Genomic DNA, 21,000 nt, shown 5'->3' on the forward strand with positions numbered 1-21,000 from the left:
TGCAGGCCTGCGCAACGCCCATTCGAGCATGGGTGAGGGGATTTCGTTCAGCGCCGACCGTAACCCGGTGCTTCAGCCCTCGAGCTTCTTCTTCAGCAGCTCGTTGACCTGTTGCGGGTTGGCCTTGCCCCTGGACGCTTTCATCGCCTGGCCGACGAAGAAGCCGAACATCTTGCCGCGCTTGGCTTCGTCGCTGGCGCGGTACTGTTCGACCTGCGCGGCATTGGCCGCCAGCACCTCGTCGAGCATCGCCTCGATGGCGCCGCTGTCGGTCACCTGCTTGAGGCCCTTCCGTTCGATGACCTCGTCGGCGCTCGCGCCTTCGCCGCCGGCCAGCGCCTCGAACACCATCTTGGCGATCTTGCCGCTGATGGTGTTGTCCTTGATGCGCAGGATCAGGCCGCCCAGCTGCCCGGCCGAGACCGGCGACTGCTCGATGTCCAGGTTGTCCTTGTTCAGCAGGCTGGACAGCTCGCCCATCACCCAGTTGGCGGCGAGCTTGGCGTCGCCGCAGGTGGCGTTGACCTGTTCGAAGTAGTCGGCCATCTCGCGGCTGGCCGAGAGCACGCTGGCGTCGTAGGCCGACAGGCCGAACTCGCGTTCGAAGCGCTCGCGCTTCTGCACCGGCAGCTCCGGCAGCTGCGTGCGCAGCTCCTCGAGGAAGCTGCGCTCGATCACCACCGGCAGCAGGTCGGGGCAGGGGAAGTAGCGGTAGTCGTTGGCTTCTTCCTTGCTGCGCATGGAGCGCGTTTCGTCCTTGTTCGGGTCGTACAGGCGGGTTTCCTGCACCACCTTGCCGCCGTCCTCGATCAGTTCGATCTGGCGCTGCACCTCGTGATTGATCGCCTTCTCGATGAAGCGGAAGGAGTTGACGTTCTTGATCTCGGCGCGAGTGCCGAATTCGGCCTGACCCTTGGGCCGCACCGAGACGTTGCAGTCGCAGCGCAGCGAGCCCTCGGCCATGTTGCCGTCGCAGATGCCCAGGTAGCGCACCAGCGCGTGGATCGCCTTGACGTAGGCGACCGCTTCCTTGGCCGAGCGAATGTCCGGCTCGGAGACGATTTCCAGCAGCGGCGTGCCGGCGCGGTTGAGGTCGATGCCGCTCATGCCGTGGAAGTCTTCGTGCAGGCTCTTGCCGGCGTCCTCTTCGAGGTGCGCGCGGGTGATGCCGATGCGCTTGCTGGTGCCGTCCTCGAGGGTGATGTCGAGAAAGCCCCTGCCGACGATGGGGTGGTCCATCTGGCTGGTCTGGTAGCCCTTGGGCAGGTCCGGGTAGAAGTAGTTCTTGCGCGCGAACACGTTGCGCTCGCCGATCTCGGCGTCGACCGCCAGGCCGAACATGCAGGCCATGCGCACGGCGTTCTCATTGAGCACCGGCAGCACGCCGGGCATGCCCAGGTCGACCAGGCTGGCCTGGGTGTTCGGTTCCGCGCCGAAGGTGGTGGCGCTGCCGGAGAAGATCTTCGATGCGGTGGCGAGCTGAGCGTGGATCTCGAGCCCGATCACGGTTTCCCATTGCATGGTGCGATTCCTGTAACGGGGTGTCGCCGCCAGCGTCCCTCACCCGGCGCTTTGCGCCACCCTCTCCCGGCGGGAGAGGGGGAAAGGTCGCATGGCTGCGCCATGGTTAAAAGCTTTCTGGGGCTTGTTTGTGCCAGTCGGTGACCTGCTGGTACTGGTGAGCGACGTTGAGCAGGCGGCTTTCCTGGAAATAGGGCGCCAGCAGCTGCACGCCCACCGGCAGGCCGTCGATGAAGCCCGCGGGCATCGACAGGCCGGGGATGCCGGCGAGGTTGGCGGTGATGGTGTAGATGTCTTCCAGGTAGGCCGAGACCGGGTCGGCGTTCTTCTCGCCGAGCTTCCAGGCGAGATTCGGCGTGGTCGGGCCGAGGATCAGGTCGACCTCGCCGAAGGCCTCGACGAAGTCGTTCTTGATCAGCCGGCGGATGCGCTGCGCCTTCAGGTAGTAGGCATCGTAGTAGCCGGCCGAGAGCGCGTAGGTGCCGACCATGATGCGGCGCTTGACCTCGTCGCCGAAGCCCTCGGCGCGCGAGCGCTTGTACAGGTCGGTGAGGTCGACGGGGTTCTCGCAGCGATAGCCGAAGCGCACGCCGTCGAAGCGCGACAGGTTGGAGCTGGCCTCGGCCGGCGCGATCACGTAATAGGAAGGGATCGCGTGCCGGGTGTTCGGCAGGCTGATGTCCTTCACCGTGGCGCCGAGCGTCTTCAGCACCTCGACCACGGCCAGCACCTTGTCGGCGATCCTGGCATCCAGGCCTTCGCCGAAGTACTCCTTCGGCAGGCCGATGCGCAGCCCGGCCAGCGGCTGGTTCAGCGCCGCCAGGTAGTCGTCGACCGGCTGGTCGACGCTGGTCGAATCCTTGGGGTCGAGCCCGGCCATGGCCTGCAGCAGCAGGGCGCAGTCCTCGGCGCTGCGCGCCATCGGTCCGGCCTGGTCGAGGCTGGAGGCGTAGGCGACCATGCCCCAGCGCGACACCCGGCCGTAGGTGGGCTTCAATCCGGTCAGGCCGGTGAGCGCGGCGGGCTGGCGGATCGAGCCGCCGGTGTCGGTGCCGGTGGCGGCGGGCAGCAGGCGCGCGGCGATGGCTGCGGCCGAGCCGCCGGAGGAGCCGCCGGGCACGCGCGACAGGTCCCAGGGGTTCTTCACCGGGCCGTAGTGGCTGGATTCGTTGGCCGAGCCCATGGCGAACTCGTCCATGTTCAGCTTGCCGAGGCTCACCGCGCCGGCGGCGGTGAGCTTCTCGACCACGGTGGCGTCGTAGGGCGAGACGAAGTTGTGCAGGATCTTCGAGCCGCAGGTGGTCAGCACGCCCTTGGTGCAGAACAGGTCCTTGTGCGCGATCGGCGCGCCGAGCAGGGCGCCCTGCTCGCCGGCGGCGCGACGGGCGTCGGCGGCCCGTGCCTGTTCCAGCGCGCGCTCCTCGGTGACGGTGATGAAGCTGTTGAGCGTGCCGTCGTGCTCGGCGATGCGCGCCAGCAGCGCACGGGTCAGCTCTTCGGCGGAAAACGCCTTGTCGGCCAGGCCGCGGGCGATCTGCGCGAGGGTGAGTCGATGCATGTCGGTGTGCTCCATCACTCGATCACCTTCGGCACCAGGTACAGGCCGTCCTCGACCGCGGGCGCGACCGCCTGGTACTGGTCACGCTGGTTGCGCTCGGTGACCTGGTCGGCGCGCAGGCGCTGGGTGGTCTCCAGCGGGTGCGCGAGCGGCTCGACGCCGGTGGTGTCGACGGCCTGCATGCGGTCGATCAGGCCGAGGATGTTGTTGAGGGTCTCGGTGGTGCGGGGCAGGTCGGCCTCGTCCAGGCCCAGGCGGGCCAGATGGGCGATCTTTTCCACCTCGGAGCGTTCAAGCGCCATCGGAATCTCCAGCGGAAGCGAATCGGGCGCGACCTTCCGTCGGGCGGGCCGGCGGAAAAGGCCGCCGGGCCTGCCGGGAAAGGGTGGCCCGGAAAAGGCGGCAATCTAGCATGTTGGGTCCGGGCCCGGTAGCGCGGGGCTGTGCCGGAGGCTTTGCCGAGGGGCTGCAGGGCGCGCCGCGCGGGCTTCGTGCAGGGTTCACGAACCGGTCAAGCCGCGGGCGTTGCGCCTTGCCCTAAGCGAGCCCCGTTGTTAGAGTTTGCCGCACTTTTTTCCCCACGCGTTTGCCCCAGGGCCCTCTCTCCATGTTCAAGAAACTGCGTGGCATGTTTTCCAGCGATCTGTCGATCGACCTGGGCACTGCCAATACCCTTATATATGTGCGCGATCGGGGCATCGTCCTCAACGAACCCTCGGTAGTCGCCATTCGCAACCACGGCAATCAGAAGAGCGTGGTGGCGGTGGGTACCGAAGCCAAGCGCATGCTCGGCCGGACCCCAGGCAACATCAATGCCATCCGCCCGATGAAGGACGGCGTGATCGCCGACTTCAGCGTCTGCGAGAAGATGCTGCAGTACTTCATCAACAAGGTTCACGAGAACAGCTTCCTGCAGCCCAGCCCGCGCGTGCTGATCTGCGTGCCCTGCAAGTCGACCCAGGTCGAACGCCGTGCCATCCGCGAATCGGCCCTCGGCGCCGGCGCGCGTGAAGTGTTCCTGATCGAAGAGCCGATGGCCGCGGCCATCGGCGCCGGCCTGCCGGTCGAGGAGGCCCGCGGCTCGATGGTCGTCGACATCGGCGGCGGCACCACCGAGATCGCGCTGATCTCGCTCAACGGCGTGGTTTACGCCGAGTCCGTGCGCGTCGGTGGCGACCGCTTCGACGAATCCATCGTCACCTACGTGCGCCGCAACTACGGCAGCCTGATCGGCGAATCCACCGCCGAACGCATCAAACAGGAAATCGGCACGGCGTTCCCGGGCTCCGAGCTGCGCGAAGTGGACGTGCGCGGCCGCAACCTCGCCGAGGGCGTGCCGCGCAGCTTCACGCTCAATTCCGCCGAAGTGCTCGAAGCGCTCCAGGAATCCCTCGCCACCATCGTCCAGGCGGTCAAGAGCGCCCTGGAGCAGTCGCCGCCGGAACTGGCCGCCGACATCGCCGAGCGCGGCCTGGTGCTGACCGGTGGCGGCGCGCTGCTGCGCGACCTCGACAAGCTGTTGGCCCAGGAGACCGGGCTGCCGGTGATCGTTGCCGAGGACCCGCTGACCTGTGTCGCGCGCGGCGGTGGCCGTGCGCTGGAAATGATGGATCGTCACACCATGGACCTGCTGTCGACCGAATGAGGCGGCAGGCTGCGGGCGGCAAACGGCTGGCCGAGCTCCCCTTGCCTGAGGCCTGCGGCCTCGAGCCCGTCGTTGCGAGGACCTCGCCATAAAACCGCTATTCGCTAAAGGGCCTTCGTTCGGCGTGCGCCTGCTGGCGCTCGTCGTGCTGTCCGTCGCGCTGATGGTGGTCGATGCGCGCCTGGAGGTGCTCAAGCCGGTGCGCAGCCAGCTCGGCCTGGTCCTCAGCCCCTTCTACTGGCTGGCCGAGGTGCCGGTGCGCCTGTGGGAGCGCACCACCGAGCAGTTCACCAGCCGCAGCACGCTGATGGCCGAGAACGAGAAGCTGCAGGCCGAGGTGCTGCTGATGCAGCGGCGCCTGCAGAAGCTCGCCGCGCTGACCGAGCAGAACGTGCGCCTGCGCGAACTGCTCAACTCCTCCGCGCTGGTCGACGACGAGGTGCTGGCGGCCGAGCTGATCGGCGTCGATCCCAACCCCTACACCCACCGCATCCTCATCGACAAGGGCGAGAAGGACGGCGTGTTCCTCGGCCAGCCGGTGCTCGACGCCCGCGGGCTGATGGGTCAGGTGGTCGAGGTGATGCCCTATACCGCGCGCGTGCTGTTGCTCACCGACAGCACCCACAGCATTCCCGTGCAGGTCAACCGCAATGGCCTGCGCGCCGTCGCCAGCGGCACCGGCAACCCGGAGCGGCTGGAACTGCGCCACGTCGCCGACACCGCCGACATCAAGGAAGGCGACCTGCTGGTCAGCTCCGGCCTCGGCCAGCGGTTCCCGTCCGGCTACCCGGTGGCCACCGTCAAGGAAGTGATCCACGACTCCGGCCAGCCGTTCGCCATCGTCCGCGCGGTGCCGACCGCCGCGCTCAACCGCAGCCGTTATCTGCTGCTGGTATTCACCGACCGGCGTACGCCCGAGCAGCGCGCGAACGACTCGGCGATCGCCGCCGAGGAAGCCGGCGAATCCGCTCCGGCGCCGCTCAAGCCGAACCGCGGCACCGCCGCGCCCGATGCCGCGAACGGCGCGAATACCCCGACCGAAGCGCCGGCAGCCGCGCCCGCGGCACCGGCACCCGCCGCCCCGGCCGAGGGGGCCCGCCAATGATCGGTTCACGACCGAACAACGGCTGGGCGATCTGGCTCACCTTCGCTCTCGGCCTGCTGCTCAGCGTGGCGCCGATGCCGGCGTTCATGGAGATCGGCCGGCCGCTGTGGCTGGCGCTGTTCATCAGCTACTGGACGCTGTACCTGCCGCACCGGGTCGGCATGGGCAGCGCCTGGCTGCTCGGCGTGGCGGCCGACGTGCTTTATGGCACGCTGCTCGGCCAGAATGCGCTGGTGCTGACCCTGGTGGCTTTCCTCATTCTGCTGCTGCAGCAGCGGCTGCGGATGTTCCCCATGTGGCAGCAGAGCCTGGTGCTGCTGGTGGTACTCGGCCTGTCGCAACTGGTGCAGCTGTGGCTGAACGTGCTGTCCGGCAGCCCGCCGCCGCCGACGCTGCCCTTCCTCCTGCCGGTGCTGGTCAGCGCGCTGCTCTGGCCCTGGATGTTCGTGGCCCTGCGCAGCCTGCGCCTGCGGCTGCAGGTGAATTGAAGTTTCGGCACGGCCGCACGCTGGCGTGCCCCCGACGACCGGAGAGGTTGCATGAGCACGCTCTATCTCGCCTCCGCATCGCCCCGGCGCGCCGAACTGCTGAGCCAGATCGGCGTGGCCTTCAGCGTGCGGGTGTCGCCCGTCGACGAGACGCCGCTGCCCGGCGAGGCGCCTGATGCCTACGTCGAACGCCTGGCACGGGCCAAGGCGCTGCGCGTGCTGCATACGCGCGAGGCGGCCGGTGCCTGCGTGCTCGGTTCCGACACCGCCGTGGTGCTCGATGGCCGGATCCTCGGCAAGCCGCGCGACCAGGCCGACGCGCGCAGCATGCTCGGCGCGCTGTCCGGCCGCGCCCACGAGGTGATGACCGCGGTGGCGATCGCCGACGCCGACCGCTGCCTGTCAAAGGTGGTTACCACGCGGGTCTGGTTCCGGCCCCTGGGGGCGGGTGAAATTGACGCCTACTGGGCTACCGGCGAGCCGGCGGACAAGGCCGGTGCCTACGGCATCCAGGGCCTCGGCGCGGTATTCGTCGAACGCATAGAGGGCAGCTACAGTGCGGTGGTGGGGCTGCCGTTGTGCGAAACCTCGCAGATGCTGGAGCTGTTCGGATTCCATGGCTGGCGGCCACACGGCTGAGAAGCCGTTGCCCAGGCGCCAGCCGTGCGGGCACGACGCCCGCGCCCTGTCGAGGACTGACCATGAGTGAAGAAATCCTGATGAACATCACCCCGATGGAATCGCGGGTGGCGGTGGTGGAGAACGGCGTGCTGCAGGAGGTGCATGTCGAGCGTACCCAGCGCCGGGGCATCGTCGGCAATATCTACAAGGGCAAGGTGGTGCGAGTGCTGCCGGGTATGCAGGCGGCCTTCGTCGACATCGGCCTGGACCGGGCGGCCTTCATCCATGCCTCGGAAATCTCCACCCGCGAGGGCAATGCCGTCGAGCCGATCGGCGCGCTGGTGCACGAGGGGCAGAGCCTGGTGGTGCAGGTCACCAAGGATCCGATCGGTACCAAGGGCGCGCGGCTGACCACCCAGCTGTCGATCCCCTCGCGCTACCTGGTCTACATGCCGCGCACCGCGCACGTCGGCATCTCGCTGCGCATCGAGGACGAGGCCGAGCGCGAGCGGCTCAAGCAGGTGGTGACCGATTGCGTCGCCGCCGAGGGCATCGAGGAGGCCGGCGGCTTCATCCTGCGCACCGCCGCCGAGGGCGCCGGCGCCGAGGAGCTGCTGGTGGACATCCGCTATCTGCGCCGGCTGTGGGACCAGATCGCCGCGCAGACGAAGACGGCGGGCACCCCTTCGGTGATCTACGAGGACCTGGCGCTGCCGATCCGCACCCTGCGCGACCTGGTCAACCCGCGCATCGAGAAGATCCGCGTCGATTCGCGGGAGAATTTCCAGAAGATCACCCAGTTCGTCGCGGAACTGATGCCGGAACTCGGCGACCGCCTGGAGCACTACCCCGGCGAGCGGCCGATCTTCGACCTCTACGGCGTCGAGGACGAGATCCAGAAGGCGCTCGAGCGCAAGGTGCTGCTCAAGTCCGGCGGCTATCTGGTGATCGACCCGGCCGAGGCGATGACCACCATCGACGTCAACACCGGCGCCTTCGTCGGCCACCGCACGCTGGAAGAGACCATCTTCAAGACCAACCTCGAGGCGGCCACCGCGATCGCCCGCCAGCTGCGCCTGCGCAATATCGGCGGGATCATCATCATCGACTTCATCGACATGGAGGACGAGGAGCACCGCCGCCAGGTGCTGCGTACGCTGGAGAAGCAGCTCGACCGCGACCACGCCAAGACCAACATCATCGGCATCACCGAGCTCGGGCTGGTGCAGATGACCCGCAAGCGCACCCGCGAGAGTCTCGAGCAGGTGCTCTGCGAGCCCTGCAGCAGCTGCCAGGGGCGCGGCAAGCTGAAGACCCCGGAGACCGTGTGCTACGAGATCTTCCGCGAAATCCTGCGCGAGGCCCGCGCCTACCAGGCCGAGGGCTACCGCGTGCTGGCCAACCAGAAGGTAGTCGACCGGCTGCTGGACGAGGAGTCCGGCAACGTCGCCGATCTGGAAAGCTTCATCGGCCGGCCGATCAAGTTCCAGGTCGAGAGCATGTACTCCCAGGAGCAGTACGACGTGGTGCTGCTCTGATGCGGCAGCAGGCGGTCGGCCGGGGGTGAGGCGGATGGGCGGGATGCTGGCGGGCTTCGGCCGGCGGCTGTTGTGGCTGCTGGCCTGGGCGCTGGTGGCGGCGGGGTTGTACGTCAGCCTCGGGCGCCAGCTGGTGCCGCTGGTGGCCGAGTACCGCGGCGAGATCCGCGAGCGCCTCGAACAGGCCCTGCAGCAGCCGGTTGCCCTCGGCGCGGTCGAAGGCGGGTGGCGCGCCTTCGCGCCGCAGATCGTGGCGCGCGACCTGCGCATCGGCGAAGGCCCGGGCGCGGTGCGCATCGACAGCGTGACGCTGGTGCCGGACGTATTCGAATCGCTCTGGCAGCGCACGCCGCAGCTGGCCAGCGCCGAGCTCGAAGGCGCCCACCTCGAGCTCGAGCAACTGCCGGACGGGCGCTGGCGGCTGCCCGGTTTCGTGGCGCACGATGAGCAGGCGGCGCCCGACCCCGAACGCATCCTCGCCGGCCTGCGTCGGCTCGGCGAGCTGCGCGTGCGCGACAGCCAGGTCACCTTCGAGGCCCATGCGCGCGCGCCGCTCACCCTCACCTACGCCGACTTCGACCTGACCAGCGCCGGCGACCGCCTGCGCCTCGACGGCCGGGTGATCCTGCCCGACGGTCAGCCGCTCGCCCTGCAGCTGCGCGGGCAGGCCACGCCGTCGCGCTGGCGCGACGCCGAACTGGACGGCTACCTGAGCCTGCCGCAGAGCCAGTGGGCCGAATGGCTGCCCGAGCGCTTCGGCGACTGGCGGCTCGACAGCCTGCAGGCCGGCGGCGAACTCTGGCTGCGCTGGCGTGAACAGGCCCTGCAGGCGGCCACCCTGCGACTGCATGCGCCGCTGCTGGCCGGCGCCCGCGAGGCGCAGCCGGGCGTCAGCCTGCGCGACCTGGCGCTGACCGCCTACGCCAGGCGCAGCGAGGAAGGCTACCGGCTGCTGCTCGACGGCCTGGCCTTCAGCGACGGGCAGACGCGCTGGGGCGAGACCCGCGTCGCCATCGAGCAGGTCCGCGAGAGCGAGCAGCTGCAGCCGCGCTGGCTGCTGCAGGCCGACCGCCTGGAGCTGGCGCCGCTGGTGCCGCTGGCCGCCGCCCTGCTGCCGCTGTCGGACGGTGCCCGCGAGGCGCTCGCGCAGATGCAGCCGCACGGCCGGCTCGGCAACGTCCGGCTGGAGTACCGGCCGAACGCCGACCCGAACGGGCGCCTGCGCTATGAAGCCAATGTCGCGCGGGCCGGCATTTCCGGCTGGCGCGGCATCCCGACGGTGGACAACGTCGACGGCAGCCTGGCCGGCGATCTCGGCGGGGGCGAAGCGCGCCTGTCCTCCACGGATTTCCTCTTTCAGCTCGACCAGCTGTTCCCGCAGGCCTGGCGCTACCGGCAGGCCCAGGGTCGGCTACGCTGGACGCATTCCAGCGACGAGACCACGCTGTCGATTCCCTACATGCGCCTGGACGGCGAGGAAGGGCGCCTGGCCGGCGACATGTTCATCCGCCTGCTGAGGGACCCGGAGGCGGAGGACTACATGGACCTGCGCGTCGGGCTCAGCCAGGGCGACGCGCGTTTCGCCGAACGCTACCTGCCGACCCTGTCGCCGGCGATGAGCCCGGCGCTGGTCGACTGGCTGCGCGAGGCGATCCGCGGTGGGACCATCGAGCAGGGCTATTTCGAGTACCAGGGCGCGCTGCAGGGCGCCGACCCCGGCTCGCGCAGCCTGAGCCTGTATTTCCGGGTGAGCGATGCGGAACTGGCGTTCCAGCCGGGCTGGCCGGCGCTGCGCAGGGCCCGCGGCGAGGTGCTGATCGAGGACGACGGCGTGCGCGTGCGCCTGGACCGCGGGCGCCTGCTCGATACCCGGATCCTCGAGGCCAATGCCGAAATACCGCTCACGCACGACGGTCGTACGCCGCGGCTGCGGCTGAACGGGCGTCTCGAAGGCACGGCGGGCGATGCCCTGCAGATCCTCCAGCAGGCGCCGATCGGCACCGCCGAGGTGTTCGACGGCTGGTCCGCCAGCGGCCCGCTGAGCGGCACGCTGGACCTCGACCTGCCGCTGGGCAAGGGCACGCCGCAGGTGGTCGCCCGTTTCGAGACCGAGGGCGCGCAGCTGAAGCTGACGACGCCGGCGCTGCAACTGGACGAGATCGCCGGGGCCTTCCAGTACGACACCGCTCGCGGCCTGGCCGCCGAGTCGCTGCGCGCGGTGGCGTTCGGGCAGCCGGTGCGCGGGCGCATCGTCGCCACCGGCAAGGCCGGCGCGCCGGCCAGCCGCGTCGAGGCGCAGGGGCAGATCGAGGTCGAGCGCCTGACCCGCTGGCTCGGCTTCGACAGGCCGCAGCCGATGTCCGGCACGCTGCCGTACCAGTTGCAGCTCGAACTGGCCGGTGCCGCCAGCGAATTGCGGGTGCACTCTTCGCTGCTGGGGGCGACGGTGGACCTGCCGGCGCCCTTCGGCAAGCCGGCCTCGGAGCGGCGCGACAGCTCGTTCCGCATGACCCTGCAAGGCCCCGAGCGGCACTACGAGCTGACCCAGGCGGCGCTGGCCAGCCTCGCCTACGCCGCGCCCGAGCAGCGCCCGCTGCAAGGGCGCGGCGAGCTGAGCCTTGGCGGCGCGGCCGCCGTGCTGCCGGACGGCGACGGCGTGCGTGTCCGCGGGCGCGTCGCGCAGCTGGACTGGGCCGCCTGGCGCGAGACGCTGGCCCGCTACCTGCCGGCCGCTGGCGATGGCAACGCAGGCGCCGCGGAGGCGCCGCTGCTGCGCGCCGGGCGGTTGCAGATCGACCGCTTCGACGGCTTCGGCCAGACCATCGAAAACCTGGACGTCCAGCTGACGCGCGAGGGCGCGGCCTGGCGCGTCGGGCTAGACAGCGAGCGGGTCGGCGGCACGCTGCGGCTGGCCGACCGGCCGGACCAGCCCATCGTCGTCGCGCTCCGCCACCTGCGCCTGCCGGAAGCGGACCCGGCGGCGCCGCCGCGCACCGCCGATCCCCTGGCCGGCGTCGATCCGGCGGGGTTGCCGGCGCTGGACATCGGCGTCGAGCGCCTGCTGCAGGGTGACGCGCTGCTCGGCGGCGGTTCGCTGAAGCTGCGGCCGGTGGGCGGCGGCGTCGAGTTCCGCGACCTGGCCTTCCAGCTGCGCGGGCTGCAGCTCGGCGGCAGCGGCGGCTGGAGCGGCGGGCAGAGCTGGTATCGCGGCCGCCTGCAGGGCGGGAACCTGGCCGAGGTGCTCGCCGCCTGGGGCCTGGAGCCCTCGGTGACGAGTCGCGCCTTCCAGCTCGACGTTGACGCCCGCTGGCCGGGCTCGCCGGCCTGGTTCGGCCTCGAGCGGCTGTCCGGCACGCTGTCGCCGCAGTTGCGCGAGGGCCAACTGGTGGAAATGGAAGGCGGCGCTCAGGCGCTGCGGGTATTCGGCCTGCTCAACCTCAATTCCATCGGCCGCCGCCTGCGCCTGGATTTCTCCGACCTGCTCGACCGCGGCCTGAGCTACGACCGGGTGCGCGGGCGGCTGGACGTCGCCGAGGGGGTCTACAGGACCCGCGAGCCGCTGACGCTGACCGGCCCGTCGAGCAACCTCGAGCTCAACGGCACGCTGGACATGCGCAGCGACCGCATCGACGCCCGGTTGCTGGTCACCCTGCCGGTGAGCAACAACCTGCCGCTGGCGGCGATCATCGCCGGCGCGCCGGCCATCGGCGGCGCGCTGTTCATCGCCGACAAGCTGCTCGGCGACCGGGTGGCGCGGTTCGCCAGCGTGCAGTACCGGGTCGAGGGCCCCTGGCAGGCGCCGAGCATCACCTTCGACCGCCCGTTCGAGAAGCCCGCCGAATGACCCGATCCGCCGCGACGGGCTAGGCGGGTTGGTCGTTTTGCTGCAGGCTAGCGGTTCGTGCGCCGGCCAACCGGTGCTTCCCAGAGCCCAGCCCGGACCCGCCATGTCGCTTTCGGTCATCCAGATGAACACCCAGGCGGACGTCGCCGCCAACCTGCGGCAGGCCCGTCGCCTGCTGGAGCAGGCGGCGGCCGGCGGTGCGCGCCTGGCGGTGCTGCCGGAGAACTTCGCCGCCATGGGGCGCGCCGACCTGGCCGCGCTCGGCCGTGCCGAACTCCGCGGCGAGGGGCCGGTGCTGCCCTGGCTGGCGCGCACCGCGCGCGAACTCGAGCTGTGGATCGTCGCCGGGACGCTGCCGCTGCCGGCCGATGACGAGCCGGAGGGCAAGCCGCGCGCCTGCTCGCTGGTCTACGACGCGCACGGCGAACGCGTCGCGCGCTACGACAAGCTGCACCTGTTCGACGTCGAGGTCGCCGACAGCCGGGGTCGCTACCGGGAATCGGACGACTACGCGCGGGGTCATAGCCTGGTAGTCGTCGACACGCCGGTCGGCCGCCTGGGCCTGAGCGTCTGCTACGACCTGCGCTTCGCCGAGCTCTACGTGGCTCTGGCCGCCGCCGGTGCCGAGCTGATCAGCGCGCCTTCGGCATTCACCACGGTGACCGGCGCGGCGCACTGGGAAGCACTGCTGCGCGCACGGGCGATCGAGACCCAGTGCTATCTGCTGGCGGCCGCGCAGTCCGGCGAGCATCCCGGCGGTCGCCGCACCTACGGGCATTCGGCGATCGTCGATCCCTGGGGGCGGCTGGTCGCCGCCCAGCCGGAGGGCGAGGGCGCACTGGTGGCGGCCCGCGACGCCGCCGAACAGGCCTCCATCCGCCAGCGCATGCCGGTGGCGCGCCACCGACGTTTTTCCGTGCCGCATCTGGCCGGCACTTCGGAGTAGACATGACTGAACTGCTGTTACCCGTTACCGAACGCCTGCTGGCTCCCACCGGGCTCGGCCTGGACGACCTGCCGGGCTTCCTCGGCGAGCTGGCCGGCCCGGGCGTGGACGCCGCCGACCTCTATTTCCAGGACCAGATCACCGAGTCCTGGGTGCTGGAGGATGGCATCGTCAAGGAGGGCGGCTTCCACCTCGAGCGCGGCGTCGGCGTGCGCGCGCTGTCAGGGGAGAAGACCGGCTTCGCCTACAGCAACGCGATCACCACCGATGCGCTGCGCCAGGCCGCGGTGGCCGCCCGCTCGATCGCCCGCAGCGGCGAGTCGCGCCAGGTCGCGGTGCTGAACGATGCACGCTTTTCGCCGCTGTACCGGGCCGACAACCCGCTCGAAGGCCTCGGCCGTGCGGAGAAGGTCGAGCTGCTCAAACGCATCGACGCCGCCACCCGCGCGCTCGATCCGCGCATCAAGCAGGTCACCGTGAGCCTGGCCGGGGTCTGGGACCACGTGCTGGTGGCCGGGCTGGACGGCGACCTGGCCGCCGACATCCGCCCGCTGGTGCGCTTCAACGTCAGCGTGATCGTCGAGCAGAACGGCCGCCGCGAGCGCGGCGGCCAGGGCGGCGGCGGGCGCACCGGCTACGACTTCTTCCTCGACGAGGACCGCGCCATGGGCTATGCCCGCGAGGCGCTGCGCCAGGCGCTGGTCAACCTCGAGGCGGTACCGGCGCCGGCCGGCACGCTGCCGGTGGTGCTCGGCCCGGGCTGGTCCGGCGTGCTGCTGCACGAGGCGGTCGGCCATGGCCTGGAGGGCGACTTCAACCGCAAGGGCAGCTCGGCCTACAGCGGGCGCATCGGCCAGCCGGTGGCCTCGTCGCTGTGCACCATCGTCGACGACGGCACCCTGGCCAACCGCCGCGGTTCGCTCAGCGTCGACGACGAGGGCACGCCGACCCAGTGCACCACCCTGATCGAGAACGGCGTGCTCAAGGGCTACATGCAGGACAAGCTCAACGCACGCCTGATGGGCGTGAGGCCCACCGGCAACGGCCGGCGCGAGTCCTACGCGCACCTGCCGATGCCGCGAATGACCAACACCTACATGCTCGCCGGCGAAAGCGACCCGGCGGAAATCATCGCCTCGGTGAAGAAGGGCATCTTCTGCGCCAGCCTCGGCGGCGGGCAGGTGGACATCACCAGCGGCAAGTTCGTCTTCTCCACCAGCGAGGCCTACCTGATCGAGGACGGCAAAGTCACCGCGCCGGTCAAAGGCGCGACCCTGATCGGCAATGGCCCGGAGGTGATGACGCGGGTGTCGATGGTGGGCAACGACCTGTCGCTGGACAGCGGAGTCGGCACCTGCGGCAAGGACGGCCAGTCGGTGCCGGTGGGCGTGGGGCAGCCGACGCTGAAGATCGATGCGATAACGGTGGGGGGGACCGGCGCCTGAAGAATCGCTGAAGGCTGGAAGGCTGGAAGGCTGGAAGGAACGGCTGCGCGGCGGGTTCGCGTACAGCCTCCAGCCTTCAGCCTCGAGCGGCTTTATCGCTTTTAACGCAATCCACGCTTGGCTTCGTCCAGCTCGCGGATGTACTTGAAGATCTTGCGGCTGGCGGCCGGCGGTTTTTCCCGTGCGGCTTCCTGCTGGGCCTGGCGGACCAGGGCGCGCAGGTGCTGGCGGTCGGCTTCGGGGTATTCGCCGACGAAGGCCTCGAGGTCGTTGTCGCCGCCGCCGATGAGCCGGTCGCGCCAGCGCTCCAGGGCGTGGAAGCGCTCGTTGTACTGGCGGGTGGAGGCGTCCAGCTGATCGACGAGGGCGAGGATGGCGTCGACGTCCTGGTCGCGCATCAGCCGGCCGATGTACTGGCGGTGGCGTTTGCGCGCCACGTTGGCCTTGTGCTTCGGCGCGTCCTCCAGCGCCTTGCGCAGAGCGTCGGTCAGCGGCAGGCGTTCGAGCAGGTCGGGCTTGAGCGTGGTCAGGCGTTCGCCGAGGTCCTGCAGCGCATGCAGCTCGCGCTTGACCTGGGATTTGCTTTTTTCGTCGAAGGCATCGGCGTCGGAGAAATCAGACATGGGGACGGTCCAGTAGGAAACGCCGCCATGATAACAGCAGCCTCGGCACCGGGCGTCGCCGCCGCGTACGCCGGGCCGGGGTTCAGCAGACTGGAGAGGTTATGAGCGAAGTAGAGGCGATCGGTCCCGAAGGGCAGGCTGCGCTGCAGGAGAAGGTGGCGCGCATCATCGACGAGGCGCGCCGGCAGGGCGCCACCGCCAGTGAAGTGTCGGTCTCCATGGAGCAGGGGCTGTCCACCACGGTGCGCCAGCGCGAGGTGGAGACGGTCGAATTCAACCGCGACCAAGGGTTCGGCATCACCCTGTACGTCGGCCAGCGCAAGGGCTCGGCGAGCACCACCGGCAGCAGCGACGAGGACATCCGCGAGACGGTGGCCGCCGCCCTGGCGATCGCCCAGCACGCCTCCGAGGACGAGTACGCCGGGCTGGCCGATCCGCAGCTGATGGCCCGCGGCCTGCCCGATCTCGAACTCTTCCACCCCTGGGCGGTGACGCCCGAGCGGGCCATCGAACTGGCCCTCGAATGCGAAGCGGCGGCGTTCGACACCGATCCGCGCATCCGCAACGCCGACGGCACCAGCCTCAACACCCACCGGGGCTGCCGTGCCTACGGCAACAGCAACGGCTTCATCGGCAGCTACTGCAGCACCCGGCACAGCCTGAGCTGCGTGATGATCGCCGAGGCCGACGGGCAGATGCAGCGCGACTACTTCTACGACGTCAGCCGCGTCGGCGAGGAGCTGGCCAGCCCCGCGAGCATCGGCCGGCGGGCGGCCGAACGCTCGGTGAAGCGCCTGGGCGCGCGCCCGGTGCCCACCTGCGAGGTGCCGGTGCTGTTCTCCGCCGAACTGGCGACCGGGCTGTTCGGCCATTTCCTCGCGGCCATTTCCGGCGGCAACCTCTACCGCAAGCAGTCGTTCCTCGAAGGCGCGATCGGCCAGACACTGTTCCCCGAGTGGCTGACCCTCGACGAACGCCCGCACATCCCCCGCGGCCTGGCCAGCGCCGGCTACGACAGCGACGGCCTGGCGACCTACGCCAAGCCCTTCGTCGAGCACGGGCGCCTGCTGTCCTATGCGCTGAGCACCTACTCGGGACGCAAGCTCGGGCTGCCGAGCACCGCCAACGCCGGCGGCGTGCACAACCTGTTCGTCAGCCACGGGGACGAGGACCAGGCCGCGCTGCTGCGGCGGATGGGGCGCGGGCTGCTGGTCACCGAGCTGATGGGGCAGGGGCTGAACCTGGTGACCGGCGACTATTCCCGTGGTGCCGGCGGCTACTGGGTGGAGAACGGCGAGATCCAGTTTCCGGTGCAGGAGGTGACCATCGCCGGCAACCTCAGGGACATGTTCCGCCAGATCCTGGCGGTCGGCTCGGACGTGGAACGGCGCAGCAGCATCCACTCGGGCTCGGTGCTGATCGAGCGCATGACCGTCGCCGGCAGCTGAGCACGATGAGGTGACCCATCGGGGCGCGCAAGGTGCCCCGGCGCGGGAGCCCGGTGGCAGGCGCCATGGCGTGTGGCGTCCAGTCCCGTGCACCTGGGTGGGCTGAAGCGGAGCGCCGCTCGGCTCGCCCTACGAGAATCCGCCCACTCACGAAAACGAACTGCCGTAGGGTGGGCTTCAGCCCACCAGACACCGCTCCGTTGTATCTCGGCGGGCTGACGCCCGGCGCACCCGCGCTTCGGACCCATCCAGCCCGCGGCCATTGCCGATTCCGAAACGAAAATGACGGATGGCCGAGAACCGGCTTGTCTCGAGATTGATTATCCAATAATAATGATTATCAATTATCGGAGGCCAATCTTTGCGCTGCCCATCGGACCGACCCACATCCCTCGATCGCTGGCACCGCCTGAAGCTCAGGATTCGCTGTGCCCTGACGGTCGACGACCCGCAGCTGATCGCGTGTTTCATGGCGCAGAGCCGGGCCTTGGTACGCCATGGTCAGCTCACGCCCTGGCGTGCCGCTGAAACCACCTTCCGCCTGCTGCTGGATACGGCGCACGACCATGCCTTGCCCTGGCACTGGCGCTGCCTGTGTCTCGACCACGCCTACCGCCCGCTGCGCGAGCTCGAGTCCCTGGCTTGCAGCGAGGCGCAGCAGTGCCGCCTGAGCCTGCTTTGCCGGCAACTGGCGGTGACCGAGCTGGTCCCCTCATTCCCTTATCTGGAACCGGAAGGAAAACGCCATGAGTGAAACCCGTCTCGAGCGCGACAGCATGGGTGAGCTGGCCGTGCCGGCCGACGCCCTGTACGGCGCGCAAACGCAGCGTGCGGTGGAGAATTTCCCGGTCAGCGGCCTGCGCATGCCGGTGCCGTTCATCCGTTCGCTGATCCTCGCCAAGGCCGCCGCGGCGCGTGCCAACGTCGATCTGGAGCAGCTCGGCCCGGCCATCGGCGACGCCATCGTCGGCGCCTGTCAGCAACTGCTGGAGGGTGACTTCATCCAGCACTTCCCGGTCGATGTGTTCCAGACCGGCTCCGGCACCAGCACCAACATGAACGCCAACGAGGTGATCGCCACCTTGGCCAGCAACCGGCTCGGCGAGCCGGTCAGCCCCAACGATCACGTCAACTGCGGGCAGAGCAGCAACGACATCATCCCGACCACCATCCACGTCAGTGCCGTGCTGGAGCTCAGCGAACAGCTGCTGCCGGCGCTCGGCCACCTGCTGCAGACGCTGTGCGAGAAATCCCTGGCGGTGCAGCCCTACGTCAAGACCGGCCGCACCCACCTGATGGATGCGATGCCGGTACGCATGAGCCAGGTGCTCGATGGCTGGGCCGCGCAGATCCAGGCCGACATCCGGCATCTGCAGGCGCTGCTGCCGAGCCTGCTCGGCCTGGCCCAGGGTGGCACGGCGGTAGGCACCGGGGTCAATGCCCATCCGCGCTTCGCCGAGCGTTTCTGCCAGGAACTGAACGGCCTGACCGGCCAAGGCTTCACCCCCGGGCAGAACTTCTTCGCCCTGATCGGTTCGCAGGACACCGCCGTGGCGCTCTCCGGCCAGCTCAAGACCACCGCGGTGTCGCTGATGAAGATCGCCAACGACCTGCGCTGGATGAACTCGGGCCCCCTGGCAGGCCTTGCCGAGATCGAACTGGAGGCGTTGCAGCCCGGCTCGTCGATCATGCCCGGCAAGGTCAACCCGGTGGTCCCCGAGGCCACCGCCATGGCCGCCGCCCAGGTGATCGGCAACGACGCCGCCATCGTCATCGCCGGGCAGTCCGGCAATTTCGAGCTGAACGTGATGCTGCCGGTGCTGGCGCACAACCTGCTGGGCAGCATCCAGCTGCTCGCCAGCACCAGCCGGCTGCTGGCGGACCGCGCGATCGCCACCTTCAAGGTCAACGACGCCAGGCTGCGCGAGGCGCTGGGACGCAACCCGATCCTGGTCACCGCATTGAACCCGGTGATCGGCTACCTGAAGGCGGCGGAAATCGCCAAGCAGGCCTACCGCGAAGGGCGGCCGATAGTCGATGTGGCGCTGGAGCACACCGACCTCGATCGCCCCCAGCTGGAGCGTCTGCTCGACCCGGAGAAGCTCACCGCCGGCGGCCTTTGACATTTCCCGAAGGGTGCCGGGCCATTGCCGGCGCGCATGACGCCCAGCTGGGCGAGGAGGTGCATCCGTGGAGCATTGGAAGGACATGATCGCTGCGGGCAATCGTCATTTCCAGCTCGGCGACTGGGTCGAGGCCCGCGAGCTCTATCTGCAGGCACTGGCCTTGGCCCTGACCTTGTTCGAGCGCTGGCCCGATGCCGACGAGGCGGTGGCCGCGCTGGTGGTCTCCCACCACAACCTGGCCGACCTGCACCTGCGCCTCGGCCAGCCGGAGGAGAGCGCGGAGTACCTGTGCGCCTGTCACGAGCGCCTGCTGCGCAGCATGGCCGATCCGCACCTGGGCGAGGGCCTGCGGCAGGCGGCTTTGCGCCACAGCCGGGAGACCTACGTCGCCCTGCTGAGTTTCACCACCGAGCAGGGTTTCTCTCCACGCTGCGATGCCCTGCTGGCGAAACCGGCCCGGGACCGCCTGGCCGACGCCCGAGCGAAACCGCGCGACTACCACTAAAGAGGACGAGTCATGAGCTATCAGTTGCCTGCGTTGCCCTATGCCTACGATGCGCTCGAGCCGCACATCGATGCGCAGACCATGGAGATTCACCACAGCAAGCATCACCAGACCTACGTCAACAACCTCAACGCGGCTCTCGAAGGGCATCCCCTGGCCGAGTTGCCTGTCGAGGACCTGCTGCGACGGCTCGACGAACTGCCCGCCGCCAAGCGCACCGCGGTGATCAACAATGGCGGCGGCCATGCCAACCATTCGCTGTTCTGGACGGTCATGTCGCCGACTGGCGGCGGCGAGCCGGAGGGTGAGCTGGCGGCGGCCATCGATCGCGAGCTGAGTGGTTTCGCCGCGTTCAAGGAGGCCTTCACTCAGGCGGCACTGACCCGTTTCGGCAGCGGCTGGGCCTGGCTCTGCGTGACCCGCACGGGAAATCTGAAGGTGGAAAGCACCGGCAATCAGGACAGCCCGCTGATGCAAGGCAACACGCCGATCCTCGGCCTGGATGTCTGGGAACATGCCTATTACCTGCGTTACCAGAACCGTCGGCCGGAATACATCGGCGCGTTCTACAACGTGATCGACTGGCAGGAAGTGGCGCGCCGCTACCGTCGGGCGCTGGGCTGAGCGGCGAAAGGATCTTCCATGCTGGCTTTCGGTTCCGCCCAGTTCCGCCTGTTGCGCCAGGCGCTGGGCTCGCTGGTACTGCTGCTTGGCGTCGCGCTGTTGTTCGAACGTATCGTCGAGTTCCACGAAAGCAGCGTCGATCCGGTCATCGGCCTGGCGCTGCAGGGCGGCCTGCTGTGTGCCGTCGGTACCGCGCTGGGCGCGATCCCGGTGCTGTTCGTGCGAGTCATCAGTGCGCGCACCGAGGCGGCGATGCTGGGTTTCGGCGGCGGGGTGATGCTCGCAGCCACGGCGTTCTCGCTGTTGATGCCCGGCCTGGAGGCGGCCCGTGGGCAAGGTTACCAGGCCTGGCAGGCCAGCCTGCTGATGGTCGCCGGTCTGCTGCTCGGGGCGGGCGGCCTGTTCGCCGGCGGACGCCTGCTGCCGGTGCTGTCGTCGAGACCGTCGGCGAGCGAGGACGAGACGCGGATGGCACGGGTACTGCTGTTCGTGGTGGCCATCGTCCTGCACAACGTGCCGGAGGGCATGGCGGTCGGCGTGGCTACCGTCGCCTCGCTCGAGGACGCGCGGCAACTGGCGCTGGGCATCGCCCTGCAGGACGTGCCGGAAGGCATGATCGTCGCCCTGGTCCTGGCGAGCGCCGGTATGGGACGCGGCAAGGCGGTGGCGATAGGTGCCGCCTCGGGGCTGGTGGAGCCGCTGGCCGCGGTGATCAGCGCCTGGCTGGTCGGCATTTCCAACATGCTGCTGCCCTGGGGGCTGGCGTTCGCTGCGGGCGCGATGCTGTTCGCGGTGGTTCACGAGATCGTGCCGCAGGCTCACCGGACTGCGCACGGCATGTCGGCCAGTCTGGGAGTGCTGGCCGGCTTCTGCCTGATGATGGGGCTGGATACGGGGCTGGGTTGGTAGGTGGGCTCAGGCATGAGCCCCCGCGGCGTAGCGGCCGGACTGCCGGCATGTTCG

At 69.4% G+C, this 21,000-nt stretch carries 18 protein-coding genes; 14 read left to right on the forward strand and 4 right to left on the reverse strand.

The window, feature by feature from the left end; all coding sequences use genetic code 11:
• Positions 1–72: 72 nt before the first annotated feature.
• The 3 genes from gatB to gatC all read right to left on the reverse strand — a co-directional run bounded on the left by gatB (position 73) and on the right by gatC (position 3,381).
• A complete protein-coding gene (gene gatB, locus H610_RS0114055; protein ID WP_028240259.1) occupies positions 73–1,521 on the reverse strand; it encodes an Asp-tRNA(Asn)/Glu-tRNA(Gln) amidotransferase subunit GatB in 1,449 nt (482 codons plus the stop codon).
• Positions 1,522–1,627: 106 nt separating this feature from the next.
• Positions 1,628–3,079: an Asp-tRNA(Asn)/Glu-tRNA(Gln) amidotransferase subunit GatA gene (gene gatA, locus H610_RS0114060; protein WP_028240260.1), complete on the reverse strand. Its 1,452-nt coding sequence runs from the start codon at positions 3,077–3,079 to the stop codon at positions 1,628–1,630.
• A gap of 14 nt (positions 3,080–3,093) precedes the next feature.
• Positions 3,094–3,381 (reverse strand): Asp-tRNA(Asn)/Glu-tRNA(Gln) amidotransferase subunit GatC, encoded by a 288-nt coding sequence (gene gatC, locus H610_RS0114065; protein WP_028240261.1) that lies wholly within the window; start codon positions 3,379–3,381, stop codon positions 3,094–3,096.
• A 305-nt stretch (positions 3,382–3,686) separates the two neighbouring features.
• On the opposite strand from gatC, the gene mreB reads away from it, so the two are divergent.
• From mreB to tldD, 8 genes are all read left to right on the forward strand, one after another.
• Positions 3,687–4,724: a rod shape-determining protein MreB gene (mreB, locus tag H610_RS0114070; RefSeq protein ID WP_028240262.1), complete on the forward strand. Its 1,038-nt coding sequence runs from the start codon at positions 3,687–3,689 to the stop codon at positions 4,722–4,724.
• 124 nt (positions 4,725–4,848) lie between these two features.
• Entirely contained in the window at positions 4,849–5,829 is a 981-nt protein-coding gene (mreC, locus tag H610_RS0114075) for a rod shape-determining protein MreC (protein ID WP_028240263.1), read from the forward strand.
• Positions 5,826–6,317: a rod shape-determining protein MreD gene (mreD, locus tag H610_RS0114080; RefSeq protein WP_028240264.1), complete on the forward strand. Its 492-nt coding sequence runs from the start codon at positions 5,826–5,828 to the stop codon at positions 6,315–6,317. Before mreC ends, mreD begins: the two co-directional genes overlap by 4 nt.
• 51 nt (positions 6,318–6,368) lie before the next feature.
• Positions 6,369–6,956 (forward strand): Maf family protein, encoded by a 588-nt coding sequence (locus H610_RS0114085; RefSeq protein ID WP_028240265.1) that lies wholly within the window; start codon positions 6,369–6,371, stop codon positions 6,954–6,956.
• Between the two features lie 62 nt (positions 6,957–7,018).
• Positions 7,019–8,476, forward strand: coding sequence for a ribonuclease G (rng, locus tag H610_RS0114090; protein ID WP_028240266.1), 1,458 nt, complete (start codon positions 7,019–7,021; stop codon positions 8,474–8,476).
• Between the two features lie 25 nt (positions 8,477–8,501).
• On the forward strand, positions 8,502–12,320 hold the full coding sequence (locus tag H610_RS0114095; RefSeq protein WP_408054998.1) for a YhdP family protein: 3,819 nt from the start codon (positions 8,502–8,504) through the stop codon (positions 12,318–12,320).
• A 103-nt stretch (positions 12,321–12,423) separates the two neighbouring features.
• The gene (locus tag H610_RS0114100) at positions 12,424–13,266 is read left to right on the forward strand and encodes a carbon-nitrogen hydrolase family protein (RefSeq protein ID WP_028240268.1); all 843 of its coding nucleotides are present in this window, start codon (positions 12,424–12,426) and stop codon (positions 13,264–13,266) included.
• 2 nt (positions 13,267–13,268) lie between these two features.
• A complete protein-coding gene (gene tldD, locus H610_RS0114105; RefSeq protein WP_028240269.1) occupies positions 13,269–14,711 on the forward strand; it encodes a metalloprotease TldD in 1,443 nt (480 codons plus the stop codon).
• A gap of 101 nt (positions 14,712–14,812) precedes the next feature.
• Here the strand turns inward: tldD and yjgA are convergent, their stop codons facing one another.
• Positions 14,813–15,334, reverse strand: a complete 522-nt coding sequence (gene yjgA, locus H610_RS0114110) for a ribosome biogenesis factor YjgA (RefSeq protein ID WP_028240270.1) — start codon at positions 15,332–15,334, stop codon at positions 14,813–14,815.
• Positions 15,335–15,435: 101 nt separating this feature from the next.
• Here yjgA and pmbA point away from each other — a divergent pair, with 101 nt between their 5' ends.
• The 6 genes from pmbA (at position 15,436) to H610_RS0114140 (ending at position 20,946) form a co-directional block, all read left to right on the forward strand.
• A complete protein-coding gene (pmbA, locus tag H610_RS0114115) occupies positions 15,436–16,782 on the forward strand; it encodes a metalloprotease PmbA (protein ID WP_028240271.1) in 1,347 nt (448 codons plus the stop codon).
• Positions 16,783–17,269: 487 nt separating this feature from the next.
• On the forward strand, positions 17,270–17,536 hold the full coding sequence (locus tag H610_RS0114120; protein WP_236614302.1) for a hypothetical protein: 267 nt from the start codon (positions 17,270–17,272) through the stop codon (positions 17,534–17,536).
• Positions 17,529–18,905, forward strand: a complete 1,377-nt coding sequence (locus H610_RS0114125) for a class II fumarate hydratase (protein WP_028240273.1) — start codon at positions 17,529–17,531, stop codon at positions 18,903–18,905. The genes H610_RS0114120 and H610_RS0114125 overlap by 8 nt, the downstream gene beginning before the upstream one ends.
• Before the next feature lie 67 nt (positions 18,906–18,972).
• The gene (locus tag H610_RS23930; RefSeq protein WP_051231765.1) at positions 18,973–19,413 is read left to right on the forward strand and encodes a tetratricopeptide repeat protein; all 441 of its coding nucleotides are present in this window, start codon (positions 18,973–18,975) and stop codon (positions 19,411–19,413) included.
• A 12-nt stretch (positions 19,414–19,425) separates the two neighbouring features.
• Positions 19,426–20,037, forward strand: a complete 612-nt coding sequence (locus H610_RS0114135; RefSeq protein WP_028240274.1) for a superoxide dismutase — start codon at positions 19,426–19,428, stop codon at positions 20,035–20,037.
• An 18-nt stretch (positions 20,038–20,055) separates the two neighbouring features.
• Positions 20,056–20,946 (forward strand): ZIP family metal transporter, encoded by an 891-nt coding sequence (locus H610_RS0114140; RefSeq protein WP_028240275.1) that lies wholly within the window; start codon positions 20,056–20,058, stop codon positions 20,944–20,946.
• Positions 20,947–21,000 lie beyond the last annotated feature (54 nt).

Source organism: Stutzerimonas azotifigens DSM 17556 (assembly GCF_000425625.1).
In the GTDB taxonomy this organism is placed as follows: domain Bacteria; phylum Pseudomonadota; class Gammaproteobacteria; order Pseudomonadales; family Pseudomonadaceae; genus Stutzerimonas; species Stutzerimonas azotifigens.

What these genes read in the sequence shown, in the direction of transcription:
- gatB (WP_028240259.1), bottom strand. Translation starts at nt 1,521, where the DNA reads ATGCAATGGGAAACCGTGATCGGGCTCGAGATCCACGCTCAGCTCGCC.
- gatA (WP_028240260.1), bottom strand. Translation starts at nt 3,079, where the DNA reads ATGCATCGACTCACCCTCGCGCAGATCGCCCGCGGCCTGGCCGACAAG.
- gatC (WP_028240261.1), bottom strand. Translation starts at nt 3,381, where the DNA reads ATGGCGCTTGAACGCTCCGAGGTGGAAAAGATCGCCCATCTGGCCCGC.
- mreB (WP_028240262.1), top strand. Translation starts at nt 3,687, where the DNA reads ATGTTCAAGAAACTGCGTGGCATGTTTTCCAGCGATCTGTCGATCGAC.
- mreD (WP_028240264.1), top strand. Translation starts at nt 5,826, where the DNA reads ATGATCGGTTCACGACCGAACAACGGCTGGGCGATCTGGCTCACCTTC.
- H610_RS0114085 (WP_028240265.1), top strand. Translation starts at nt 6,369, where the DNA reads ATGAGCACGCTCTATCTCGCCTCCGCATCGCCCCGGCGCGCCGAACTG.
- rng (WP_028240266.1), top strand. Translation starts at nt 7,019, where the DNA reads ATGAGTGAAGAAATCCTGATGAACATCACCCCGATGGAATCGCGGGTG.
- H610_RS0114100 (WP_028240268.1), top strand. Translation starts at nt 12,424, where the DNA reads ATGTCGCTTTCGGTCATCCAGATGAACACCCAGGCGGACGTCGCCGCC.
- tldD (WP_028240269.1), top strand. Translation starts at nt 13,269, where the DNA reads ATGACTGAACTGCTGTTACCCGTTACCGAACGCCTGCTGGCTCCCACC.
- yjgA (WP_028240270.1), bottom strand. Translation starts at nt 15,334, where the DNA reads ATGTCTGATTTCTCCGACGCCGATGCCTTCGACGAAAAAAGCAAATCC.
- pmbA (WP_028240271.1), top strand. Translation starts at nt 15,436, where the DNA reads ATGAGCGAAGTAGAGGCGATCGGTCCCGAAGGGCAGGCTGCGCTGCAG.
- H610_RS0114125 (WP_028240273.1), top strand. Translation starts at nt 17,529, where the DNA reads ATGAGTGAAACCCGTCTCGAGCGCGACAGCATGGGTGAGCTGGCCGTG.
- H610_RS0114135 (WP_028240274.1), top strand. Translation starts at nt 19,426, where the DNA reads ATGAGCTATCAGTTGCCTGCGTTGCCCTATGCCTACGATGCGCTCGAG.
- H610_RS0114140 (WP_028240275.1), top strand. Translation starts at nt 20,056, where the DNA reads ATGCTGGCTTTCGGTTCCGCCCAGTTCCGCCTGTTGCGCCAGGCGCTG.